The organism is Pseudomonas sp. PSPC3-2, assembly GCF_049897085.1.
Classification (GTDB): Bacteria; Pseudomonadota; Gammaproteobacteria; order Pseudomonadales; family Pseudomonadaceae; genus Aquipseudomonas; species Aquipseudomonas paraveronii.
Map to the genome: position 1 here is coordinate 1 of NZ_JAFCVO010000034.1, position 8,885 is coordinate 8,885.

The window sequence follows — 8,885 nt, forward strand, 5'->3', positions numbered from 1 at the left end:
GATGTGCGCGCTCATAGGTCACCATCCACGTCGTCCTCGGCCGCTTCCCGCTCTGCTGCCACCGCGTCGGCGGCGTAGGGCCTGAGCAGGTCCATGGCGATCCGTTCAGCGGCTTCGATGGGGTGTTGCTGACCGATTAAGTCAGCAGCGTGGCCGCGTGAATCTGACTGGCTACCGAGGATCGATGACAGGAACAGCCGGGCGAACGAGTCGCGCTCGTCCAGGCCTTCTTCCTGACGATGATTCAGGATGCCCTGCAGGTAGGTGCAATACCGGTCAAACGTGACAACCTGCGGACGACCGAAGCGCCGCTTCCACTTGATGTCGACGCCGCACACCAACTGTTCCGCCGAGTTCTCAAGCCAGTCGTTCAGCTCGTCGCCCTCGCTGACCTCTGGAGGCAACTGGGCGTCGTACATCGCCTGGCATATCTTCAATGCTGCGTTCATGGTCGCCTCCAGGGTGGCGTTATTCAGGTTTGCGTTCGGGCTTGATAATGTCGTCACCGCCAAGCGCCCAGCCCAATGACCAGCAGCGCTCGCATGGTTCTTCACGGACGTAGCAGCCACACTGGGATGCCTCTTCCTCAGTCCAGCCAACCTCTTTTTCCACTTCCTCGACGGTTCGCATGGCGACCTCCAGTGTTTGGGGTTAGGCGATAACGATTGCCGCCAAATGCGCTCGGCAGTCCAGGACGCGATCGGAGGCTGTTTGAAGCTCAGCACCAAGAGCCTTGAGGGCGCCCAGGTGAATCATTTCCCGGCCACGAATCAGCGTTCCCTGATAAGTGCGGCTGTCGCAGGTGGATACCGCCACAGTCACGCCGTTTACGGTGACCGAATAGCCTTGCTGCCCGGCATGACCGCGAACGGTTGCGAGTCGTTCGGACGCGATCTGATGGGATTTTTCTGCCGACTCCAGAGCCTTTACCGCCTCCGTGATCGCCTCCGTGTATTTGCTCATGAATCTCTCCATTCGTTGGTTCACCCGGTTAGGCGGCGGATGCTTCCGGCTCGTCCTTGTCGTACTTCTCGCCGCAGAACATGCAGTAGTTGCCGAGTAGGCTCACAGTCTCTTTCTGCTCACGCATCCGGCTCGGCTTCTTCGCGGAACCCTTGGTTGGTGAGCTGTATGTCGCCGTCACCTCGGAGTAGTTCTTCATGCTCACCGGGCCACTGAAGATCATCGCGTAGCCGCCGAGAGTCACCTTCAGGCCTGTAGCGCCTTCAGGTAGTTGCTTGGCGAAGTGCTCGGTCAGCCGCTCTTCGTTTTTGCTTCTGCAATCGCACATCGCTGATTCCTCAGTGTTGGTTCACCTGTATTCGTCAACAGTCATGCCTCCCGCTGGTTGCCGATGGGCGCGGGGGAGGAGTGCTGACGGGTAGAGGCGTGGAAGGGTGCAGGCGCCCGGCACTGCCCGGGATGTGTCGAGTCTGGCCAGCTATGCCCTCGGACTCGCCTGCGGTGTTCTTCTTCATTTGGGGTGGGCCTACCTTTCGGCCGATGCGCGGTGACATCGTCGGCCCTGCTGTCCGCTGCCTGTCAGGGTGATGGGCGAAGCCTTCAGGCTTGCTACGCCACGCGGGTGGATCGTTGATCTACTTCATGGCGGTTACTCCTGCGGTTCGCTCACTGGGAAGGCAGTGGCCACCGTTCTCAAGGGGTGTTGCATGCAGGTGGGCGGTTATAGGCCGCGATTTCGTCCGCATCGGACTGCTCTCAGACTTTCGGTGAAGGTTCTTTAACGATCTAAAGCCTGTCGTGAAAGGTGGAGAGCAGTCCGATGCGGCCTGGTGCTGGGGAGTACCAGGGCCTCGGGCAGTTAACCGTGATTTGAAAACTCACCATGAAGACGAGCCCGCAAAGCGACGGCCACTGCTTCCGCTTCGGCGATATCTGCATACATGCCGCCGTTGTGGATCTTTCTGTTAACTGCCACTTGAACATGCCATTTCTTCCGGCGCCCAGACCATGAAACGCCCTTTACCCCGGACTTGTTGTTTCGGCGCAAGCAGCTGTTGTGACAGTTCTGGCTTCTGTTGCACTCCCGAAGGTTTGCGATTCGGTTGTCGGCGCGATCACAGTTGATATGATCGACATCGCCCGCCGGCCACCTTCCGTAGTAAAGCGCCCAGGCAAGCCTGTGGGCCTTGAAGGTGCCCTTTGCGACGTTTATCCGAAGGTATCCATCATGGTCTAGGCGCTGTTTTACAGAGCTGTCACCACCCACGATGTAACGCTTCCTCACGAACAGCCCGGTATCAGGGTCGTAGTTCAGAAGCTCAGCTATTTTCTCTACTGGAACGTCTTTCACTCGCACCTCCTATCAGGCTGTCGTGGCGTTGGTTGTTCGTTCAAACGTTCTCTTCCGGGCGGAGTATTCGATTCCCCTCTTTGCGAAGGGTTAAAATTCTCTGACCTGCCGCCGTTATTCGATAATTTCCCTCATCCTCGACAATAAGCATTCTCTTCACTAGGCCGGTTATTGTCCGGCCCGAGAACTCTTCAAGTAGTGTGGGGTCTCCGCCGTCCGCGGTGATCAGCTTTAGGGCCTTTAGTTGCCATGCGCTGAGCGTCCATGACTCTTCCTTTGGCATCCTCATGCTTATTTTCATGAGGCATGACTCTTCTCGTGATTTCCCGTCAGGCCCTCTTGCGAAGGCCTGCCAGTGAAAGCGTCACTCCAGCACCCTGATTAGCTGCTGGTCGATGATCGTGATTGAGCCCCTGTCGGTAACCGCGACCCTGGCCGTCAAGCCAGCGTGAAGCTCAGCAAACTTTGGGTGCGCCTTAAACTCGGTGACTCGCCCCGTGCGATCACCAAGGCCGAGGTAGATCACGTCGCCAGCCTTGATTTCACTTCCGCGCTTGTTTGGCATTTCATCTGCTCCGGTTGTTTTCCCAATGCCCACCGCTCTGGATGGGCATCAGTGAAAAGGTCCGTTGGTTAGCCGCTACCAGCCGGCCAGCTTCATTGCGTGTTCGTGCGCATGCTCGGCAACGATGTCGTGAATCTTGAAATCCTCATCGACACTGAATGCTGGATTGCACACTGAGCAATGTCCGGCGACCTGAACTTCCGCCTGATGAGCAACCTCGTCGTGGTCGCGAAAGCAGTTGGGGCAGGTCACCAGCTCACCCTGCGGGCTTACTGAGGCACAGCAACTTTCTGCTTCCTCTTCTTCATCGCAGACCTCGTCGCATACAGGGCAAACCCAGCCCTCCATCGGAGTCGGCATACAGCAGCGCTCTGCATCCCAATGCGAACCGTGAACCTCTCCACAATCGCCACATCGGTAAACTTTCTTCGGCATCTCTATGCCCTCCGTTGATTTCCAATGCCGCCTCATAGAAGCGGCATCAGGAATGTGCGGTCATGCTGGTTTGAAGTTGCGCAGGAAGTCGGCCTGCTTACTGCTACCGAAGATCGCTCGACCCTCGATCTGGTACTCAAGGATTCCGAATGGCTTTCGCTGCAGCACCACGACGACTCGGCCTTTACTACCAACCCACCGACTGTTGATCGCTACTGTCGGGGCGTTCACACATCAATCCTTCGCGCCAGGACTGAACTGAAGTTGATATAAACCGCTGAGCCGCATCCCATGATCACCTCAGGCTTTTCCTCGGGGTCGCGACCCTCCCACAACGCCTCTTCAAAGGCGTCACATGCCTGCTGTTCGTCGTCGGCAAGAATTGCGAATGTGGTGTCTTCGTCGGCGTGCGGGATGCGTCCAGAGATAACCCAAAGGCTGCCACCTTCGCTTGCAACTAGCGGCGGAACACATGTTTTGTCGATTTCGAATTTCACAATGAATTCCTCATCCGGTTGTCATCCCAAGCAGCCCTCGCAAGAAGGCTGCTCAGTGATGCTTTCCGCCGTGATCAGCTACTGGCTGCACTCACTGGCTTGAATCTGATGTCACTCCGACCGCGAACCCTGTCCGCCGGATAACTGTTCTTGGCGCTTTACGCTGCACGCCCGGGTCAGTTGCCAACCCTCTGAACCGTTTAGGCCGGTTCATCGCTGCCTTTGAATCTGGGCCGGTGGTGATCCGGCAAGGGTGAAGCTGTGCGACTAAAGAACGGGGCGGGCTGTGAGGCCCTTCGCAGTCCCTCGTAAGTCGCTGCGATGGAGTGAATATGTACCAATGGTTCATATTGGTCAAGTACCAAAAGTACATATTTTTATCGAATGCACAAAAAAACCCGCTCAGTGGCGGGCTCAGTTAGGCGGGGTGTCGGTCAGGTCTTGCGCACCCGATCTGTAAATCTGTCAGCAATGCTCCTCGGCCCATTCAGCCGATTCACAATTTCAGTCCACGAGTCGCGCTCACATTCGGCGCATATAGCAGCATGTCGCCTTTCAACACCTGAGGTGTTCTCGGCAATGTGTCGTATGACGAGCAGAAACCTGTGGAAATCAGATCCGCTTGTGTGGATAGGCCCTATTTCGGAAGCCATCATTGACGTTGTTGCCATGCGATCAGAAAAGGCAGTGCCAGGTATCCATATTCCCTGCCATGCCTCCCTGATTATAGTTGGCGGTCGCTTGGACCTGTCCCAATGGGTATCTCCATGCTTTTCGAGAACCCTGAAAGGAGTACGCAATTGCATGGTGGCGCAGAATTTGAAGTGAGTTACCACGTCAGTAGCTGGCCAGTCCTGTGTGCTAGCTTTGTATTCCATTACAAGCCTCGTCGATCTACAGCATTCCGCCACGCCAAACCACGCGACCGATGATGCGAACCTCATTTATCTCCCCGTCACGCAGGGTCTCGTCGCCGTAGCGCGTCTTGTCCGGATTATCGCTTCGAATGATCCAGCCGTCGAAGTCAGACTCCACCAAGCGCTTCACGATTGTCCCCTTGGATTCGCTCTGCATGGCGAATATCTGACCATCCTTCGGCTCAACTCGTGACTCATCCACCAGCAGCACGTCGCCGTCATTGATGGTCGGCTCCATGCTGTTGCCGCTGGCATAGATCACGTCTAGATGTTTCTGGTTGAGATTGTTTGCACGAAGCCACGCTGACTTGAACGCCATGACGCCCCGGATCTCGACGTGCGGGTTGTCGTCACCGTCGCCGGTTGATCCCCGCGCGGTGAGCTGGAGCACGCCGGTGTAGCCAGGCTCATCCTGCAAATCGAAGCTGCGCGGGGGAGTGCGGGTCTCAACAGTCCGCTGACTCGCAGATTCGCGCATTTCACCGCGACCATATTCCAGCCATTCAACCCTTACGTTAAGCGCCGCGGCCAAGGCGAGCATCTTTGCGCCGCCAGGCATCGATTCTCCGTTGAGCCACTTGCTACAGGCCTTTGGGGTCACCTTCGCCATTTTCGCCAGGCGCACGCCGGCGCCCCACTCAGGAATCCCGGCCTCGGCGAGGGACTGCTTTAAGCGTGCCACGAAAGAATTACGGATTTCTTCTATTTGAACCATGGGTTCATGTTCTCACGCGCTTGCATGTACTTTCAGTTCCGACATAAGATGTACCGTAAGTTCATATTTGACTCGGAGGCCATATGCGGCCGCTCAAGAAATCGATTGATGATGCTGGTGGTGTTCCTTCTGTGGCCTTGGCCTGCGGGAAGACTCCGCGCGCTATCTACAAATGGCTTGTTGCCGACGCGCTGCCGCGCACCGAGTACACCGGCGAAACCCAATACGCCAAAAAAATTGCAGAACTGGCTGCTGCCAACGGCAAGCCATTCGAACCCGCCTGGCTGCTCGCCGAGGCGCACCCAAAAAAATCAGCCGCTTAACCAATTCATCAGCCAGGAGAACAGAAGCATGTACATGGACCCCAATCAAAAGCGCGCCATTCCGGTGAAGGTTCGTTTTGAACCAGTGCTTGATCGGATTCTGCGCAAAGCCGCCAGCAAAACCCGTATGCAGCACGCCACGTACCTCTACGAAATCATCGAGTGGGCAGTTTCCAACGGTGTCATCGAAGAGCTCATGCAGGACAAACAAGAAGATATCGCGGGCTAGAGGCCTTTTGGAGGCCCGAATGAGCATTGAGCTTGAAAAGTTGCCGCCTAAAACGCGGCAAGCAGTAGAGGGGTTGATGCGCCAAAACGGGTGGAGTTTCGCTCAGGCCATCAACGCAATGATGGAGACATCAATCGCCAGCGGGGCGCTTTCAGAGGTCGGCAGGAAGAAGGCAAAGGTCCTTCAGTTGGTTACCCCAATGAGGGCCTCAGGCAGGGACTCTTCAGGGTAATCCGGAGGGCCTCTGCCAAATTCAAGGCAAAAAAAAGCCGGGGTAGTGACCCGGCTCTCTTAAACATCTCGTGGGACTGATTATATGCAAACCACACCACATAGCAATACCCCGACTAATTCCGCGCCACGTTTTTCTATACCTGAAAACGTGGCGCGCTTCTGCTCAGTCCCTATTTTTGGAGGGCACTGATCATGGCCCGCGCTCGCAACATAAAACCCGCGCTGTTTACCAACGAGATCCTCGGTGTAGGCCATCCACTGTGCACACTGCTGTTTCAGGGTTTGTGGCTCCTTGCTGACAAAGAGGGTCGCCTTGAAGATCGTCCGTTGCGTATTAAGGCTGAAATCTTCCCTTATCGCGAAGCTGATGTTGACGCGATGCTGCACTGGCTCGCGCACAAAGGATTCATTGTTCGCTACAGCGCTGCTGGGAAGGCTTTCATTGAGGTGTGCAACTTCACCAAGCATCAGAATCCGCACAAGAACGAGAAGGAATCAGAAATTCCTTCTATTTCAGAAGGTTGTATCACTTCCGATTTTCTCGGTACTCGTTCCGAAATTATCGGTACGACTCGGGCTGATTCCCTCTCTTCTGATTCTGATCTTCTGATTCCTGATTCACTGATTCCTGATGTCCTGAACCCGGATTCAAAACCCTTGCCAGTCGCCGAGGCTCCGGCGCCGTCGAACGTCAAAGTTCTGAAGCCCAAGCCAAAGCAAAAGACCGAAGCGCAGGCCGCCAATACCAACACATGGGACTCGTACACCATCGCCTATCTTGAGCGGTATGGCGTAGAGCCGGTGCGCAACGCCAAGGTCAACGGCCAGGTTGCCCAGCTTGTTCAACGGTTGGGGGCTGAAGAGGCCCCGGGTGTCGCCGCGTTCTACGTGTCCATCAACGATTCGTTCTTCATCCGCGCCTCTCACGAGTTCGGATTGCTGGTGGCGCGCGCCGAGGGCATACGCACGCAATGGCTCACGGGGCGCCAGGTGAACGCCGTTACCGCCCGCCAGATGGAGAACACCCAGGCGAACATCAGCGCCGCCCAGGAGGCCAGTCGCAGTATTTTGGAAGGAGGGAACAGCAATGCTTTCCTACGCCGAAACCGCTGACCTGAGCATGGCCATCTGTGCCACTGCTGAAACCCTTGGGCAAGTTCTGAGCGCTCCGGCTGCCAAGCTGATGGCCGAGGACTTGGCCGATCACCCCATGGACGTGATCGCCAATGCGCTCTGGTCATGCCGCCGCGAATTGACTGGAAAACTGACCCTTGCCGCGATCATTCAGCGCATCCAGGCCGCCGACGGCCGCCCGGGGAAGGATGAAGCTTGGGCAATTGCCATGACCACCAACGACGAATTTGAAACTGTAGTGCTGACCGACGAAATCCAGTTGGCCTTGGCCGCTGCAAAACCCGTCCTCGATGCCGGGGACAAGATCGGAGCCCGCATGGCGTTCATCAGCGCATACGAGCGGTTTGTGAGCCAGTCGCGTGAAGACGCCAAGCCTGTGAACTGGCACGTCTCTGTCGGATTCGACGCCAGCCGTCGCATCCAGGCTGTCACCAAGGCTGTGGAGCTGAAGCGCATTCCCCGCGAGCGCGCCCAGAAGTACGTCGCAGACCTGAGTGTCGTTCCTGTCACTGAGGATGGCCGCGCGATTGCTGGGTTGCTCACCGGCACCGTCACCCAGCCAACTCCGGTGCTGCGTGAAAAGCTCCAACTGGTGAAGTCCTCGATGCTGGAAATGCGCAAAGCCAGCGCAGAGCGAAAGCTCGAACTACGGATTGAAGCCGCCAACGAATTGGCAGATCGCCGCGCGCTGCTGATCAAGCAGGCCCAGGAATTGGAGTCACGAGCATGAAACGAGCAAACCCAGCCCAGCTACGCCAATCCCTTGAGGTGCCCCATGGTCTCGTAAAAGCCGGAGTTCGCTTCGTGTGCATGCCGGTGGTGGATGAGGCCGACGGCGTGAACCTTTCGAGCCAGGCCGCCGAGCGCCTGGAGCGCATGGCATTGATCGCAGAAGCAGCGGAGCAACGGACATGAGTGAACAGCAACTTCGCATGAGGGCCTACTACTACGGCTTCCAGCTTACCGGCGAGCCCGAGATTGATTTGATTCTTTCTGCCGTAGCAAGTGCAGGAAAGTCATTTCACCACACCGATCAATGGAATGAAGAGGTCAGCCCGGAAGAGCCGCACACCGGTAATTCGCCAGTAGATTGGATACGAAACGCTGCAGCTCTCGCTGCACAGATCAGCAAACAGGCGAAAATTGAAAACGACCAACTCCGCGCCCAAGTCGCCGGACTCAAGACCGGCTACGAAGCCTACGAGCGGGTGAATGCTGAGCTGAGGGCTGAGGTGGAGGGGCTGCGCCGCGATAAGTCAGAACCATGCGACGGCTGCTTCATGGCTGATGCTGAGGTGCTGCGCAAGGATGCCGGGCGGTATCGGTGGCTGAGGCGCGCAGGGAACACCAAGGCAATAGCGCTAGTCGCAGAACACTGCCTCGACGCGCTAGATGAGGCCATCGACGCCGCCCTGGGCCAGGGAGAGCAGTCATGACCAACATCATCCACAAGCCGCGCCACTTCTGGTCGGCTGGACCTGCCCGCGTTCGGGAAGTCTTGCGGCTTGCCTACCTGTTCGCC

Annotated in this window: 16 protein-coding genes; 6 read left to right on the top strand and 10 right to left on the bottom strand. The window is 56.9% G+C overall.

Going from position 1 to position 8,885, the window contains the following annotated elements; genetic code table 11:
* Positions 1 to 11: 11 nt before the first annotated feature.
* From ACP7CJ_RS28590 to ACP7CJ_RS28635, 10 genes are all read right to left on the bottom strand, one after another.
* Positions 12 to 449: a hypothetical protein gene (locus tag ACP7CJ_RS28590; RefSeq protein ID WP_426103189.1), complete on the bottom strand. Its 438-nt coding sequence runs from the start codon at positions 447 to 449 to the stop codon at positions 12 to 14.
* Positions 450 to 468: 19 nt separating this feature from the next.
* Positions 469 to 630, bottom strand: coding sequence for a hypothetical protein (locus tag ACP7CJ_RS28595; RefSeq protein WP_426103191.1), 162 nt, complete (start codon positions 628 to 630; stop codon positions 469 to 471).
* Between the two features lie 21 nt (positions 631 to 651).
* Complete coding sequence (locus ACP7CJ_RS28600) at positions 652 to 963, bottom strand: hypothetical protein (protein ID WP_426103193.1); 312 nt, start codon at positions 961 to 963, stop codon at positions 652 to 654.
* 28 nt (positions 964 to 991) lie between these two features.
* Complete coding sequence (locus ACP7CJ_RS28605; RefSeq protein ID WP_426103195.1) at positions 992 to 1,291, bottom strand: hypothetical protein; 300 nt, start codon at positions 1,289 to 1,291, stop codon at positions 992 to 994.
* 531 nt (positions 1,292 to 1,822) lie between these two features.
* Positions 1,823 to 2,314, bottom strand: a complete 492-nt coding sequence (locus ACP7CJ_RS28610) for an HNH endonuclease (RefSeq protein ID WP_426103197.1) — start codon at positions 2,312 to 2,314, stop codon at positions 1,823 to 1,825.
* A gap of 40 nt (positions 2,315 to 2,354) precedes the next feature.
* Positions 2,355 to 2,615, bottom strand: a complete 261-nt coding sequence (locus tag ACP7CJ_RS28615; protein ID WP_426103199.1) for a hypothetical protein — start codon at positions 2,613 to 2,615, stop codon at positions 2,355 to 2,357.
* 63 nt (positions 2,616 to 2,678) lie between these two features.
* A complete protein-coding gene (locus ACP7CJ_RS28620) occupies positions 2,679 to 2,879 on the bottom strand; it encodes a hypothetical protein (protein WP_426103201.1) in 201 nt (66 codons plus the stop codon).
* A gap of 75 nt (positions 2,880 to 2,954) precedes the next feature.
* Entirely contained in the window at positions 2,955 to 3,314 is a 360-nt protein-coding gene (locus ACP7CJ_RS28625; RefSeq protein WP_426103203.1) for a hypothetical protein, read from the bottom strand.
* Positions 3,315 to 3,541: 227 nt separating this feature from the next.
* Positions 3,542 to 3,811: a hypothetical protein gene (locus ACP7CJ_RS28630; protein WP_426103204.1), complete on the bottom strand. Its 270-nt coding sequence runs from the start codon at positions 3,809 to 3,811 to the stop codon at positions 3,542 to 3,544.
* Positions 3,812 to 4,705: 894 nt separating this feature from the next.
* Positions 4,706 to 5,443 (bottom strand): S24 family peptidase, encoded by a 738-nt coding sequence (locus tag ACP7CJ_RS28635; RefSeq protein WP_426103206.1) that lies wholly within the window; start codon positions 5,441 to 5,443, stop codon positions 4,706 to 4,708.
* A gap of 83 nt (positions 5,444 to 5,526) precedes the next feature.
* Here ACP7CJ_RS28635 and ACP7CJ_RS28640 point away from each other — a divergent pair, with 83 nt between their 5' ends.
* The 6 genes from ACP7CJ_RS28640 to ACP7CJ_RS28665 all read left to right on the top strand — a co-directional run bounded on the left by ACP7CJ_RS28640 (position 5,527) and on the right by ACP7CJ_RS28665 (position 8,799).
* Entirely contained in the window at positions 5,527 to 5,766 is a 240-nt protein-coding gene (locus tag ACP7CJ_RS28640; protein ID WP_065950843.1) for a hypothetical protein, read from the top strand.
* Positions 5,767 to 5,794: 28 nt separating this feature from the next.
* A complete protein-coding gene (locus ACP7CJ_RS28645; RefSeq protein WP_034120602.1) occupies positions 5,795 to 5,995 on the top strand; it encodes a hypothetical protein in 201 nt (66 codons plus the stop codon).
* Positions 5,996 to 6,421: 426 nt separating this feature from the next.
* On the top strand, positions 6,422 to 7,342 hold the full coding sequence (locus ACP7CJ_RS28650; protein WP_426103208.1) for a hypothetical protein: 921 nt from the start codon (positions 6,422 to 6,424) through the stop codon (positions 7,340 to 7,342).
* Positions 7,317 to 8,093 carry a hypothetical protein gene (locus ACP7CJ_RS28655; RefSeq protein ID WP_426103210.1) on the top strand — a complete coding sequence of 259 codons (777 nt, stop codon included), beginning with the start codon at positions 7,317 to 7,319 and terminating at the stop codon, positions 8,091 to 8,093. The genes ACP7CJ_RS28650 and ACP7CJ_RS28655 overlap by 26 nt, the downstream gene beginning before the upstream one ends.
* A complete protein-coding gene (locus ACP7CJ_RS28660) occupies positions 8,090 to 8,278 on the top strand; it encodes a DUF1382 family protein (protein WP_426103212.1) in 189 nt (62 codons plus the stop codon). The genes ACP7CJ_RS28655 and ACP7CJ_RS28660 overlap by 4 nt, the downstream gene beginning before the upstream one ends.
* Positions 8,275 to 8,799: a hypothetical protein gene (locus tag ACP7CJ_RS28665; protein WP_426103214.1), complete on the top strand. Its 525-nt coding sequence runs from the start codon at positions 8,275 to 8,277 to the stop codon at positions 8,797 to 8,799. The genes ACP7CJ_RS28660 and ACP7CJ_RS28665 overlap by 4 nt, the downstream gene beginning before the upstream one ends.
* The last annotated feature ends 86 nt before the right edge of the window (positions 8,800 to 8,885 follow it).

What these genes read in the sequence shown, in the direction of transcription:
- ACP7CJ_RS28620 (WP_426103201.1), bottom strand. Translation starts at nt 2,879, where the DNA reads ATGCCAAACAAGCGCGGAAGTGAAATCAAGGCTGGCGACGTGATCTAC.
- ACP7CJ_RS28660 (WP_426103212.1), top strand. Translation starts at nt 8,090, where the DNA reads ATGAAACGAGCAAACCCAGCCCAGCTACGCCAATCCCTTGAGGTGCCC.
- ACP7CJ_RS28605 (WP_426103195.1), bottom strand. Translation starts at nt 1,291, where the DNA reads ATGTGCGATTGCAGAAGCAAAAACGAAGAGCGGCTGACCGAGCACTTC.
- ACP7CJ_RS28635 (WP_426103206.1), bottom strand. Translation starts at nt 5,443, where the DNA reads ATGGTTCAAATAGAAGAAATCCGTAATTCTTTCGTGGCACGCTTAAAG.
- ACP7CJ_RS28640 (WP_065950843.1), top strand. Translation starts at nt 5,527, where the DNA reads ATGCGGCCGCTCAAGAAATCGATTGATGATGCTGGTGGTGTTCCTTCT.
- ACP7CJ_RS28615 (WP_426103199.1), bottom strand. Translation starts at nt 2,615, where the DNA reads ATGAAAATAAGCATGAGGATGCCAAAGGAAGAGTCATGGACGCTCAGC.
- ACP7CJ_RS28590 (WP_426103189.1), bottom strand. Translation starts at nt 449, where the DNA reads ATGAACGCAGCATTGAAGATATGCCAGGCGATGTACGACGCCCAGTTG.
- ACP7CJ_RS28645 (WP_034120602.1), top strand. Translation starts at nt 5,795, where the DNA reads ATGTACATGGACCCCAATCAAAAGCGCGCCATTCCGGTGAAGGTTCGT.
- ACP7CJ_RS28625 (WP_426103203.1), bottom strand. Translation starts at nt 3,314, where the DNA reads ATGCCGAAGAAAGTTTACCGATGTGGCGATTGTGGAGAGGTTCACGGT.
- ACP7CJ_RS28600 (WP_426103193.1), bottom strand. Translation starts at nt 963, where the DNA reads ATGAGCAAATACACGGAGGCGATCACGGAGGCGGTAAAGGCTCTGGAG.
- ACP7CJ_RS28650 (WP_426103208.1), top strand. Translation starts at nt 6,422, where the DNA reads ATGGCCCGCGCTCGCAACATAAAACCCGCGCTGTTTACCAACGAGATC.
- ACP7CJ_RS28595 (WP_426103191.1), bottom strand. Translation starts at nt 630, where the DNA reads ATGCGAACCGTCGAGGAAGTGGAAAAAGAGGTTGGCTGGACTGAGGAA.
- ACP7CJ_RS28655 (WP_426103210.1), top strand. Translation starts at nt 7,317, where the DNA reads ATGCTTTCCTACGCCGAAACCGCTGACCTGAGCATGGCCATCTGTGCC.
- ACP7CJ_RS28665 (WP_426103214.1), top strand. Translation starts at nt 8,275, where the DNA reads ATGAGTGAACAGCAACTTCGCATGAGGGCCTACTACTACGGCTTCCAG.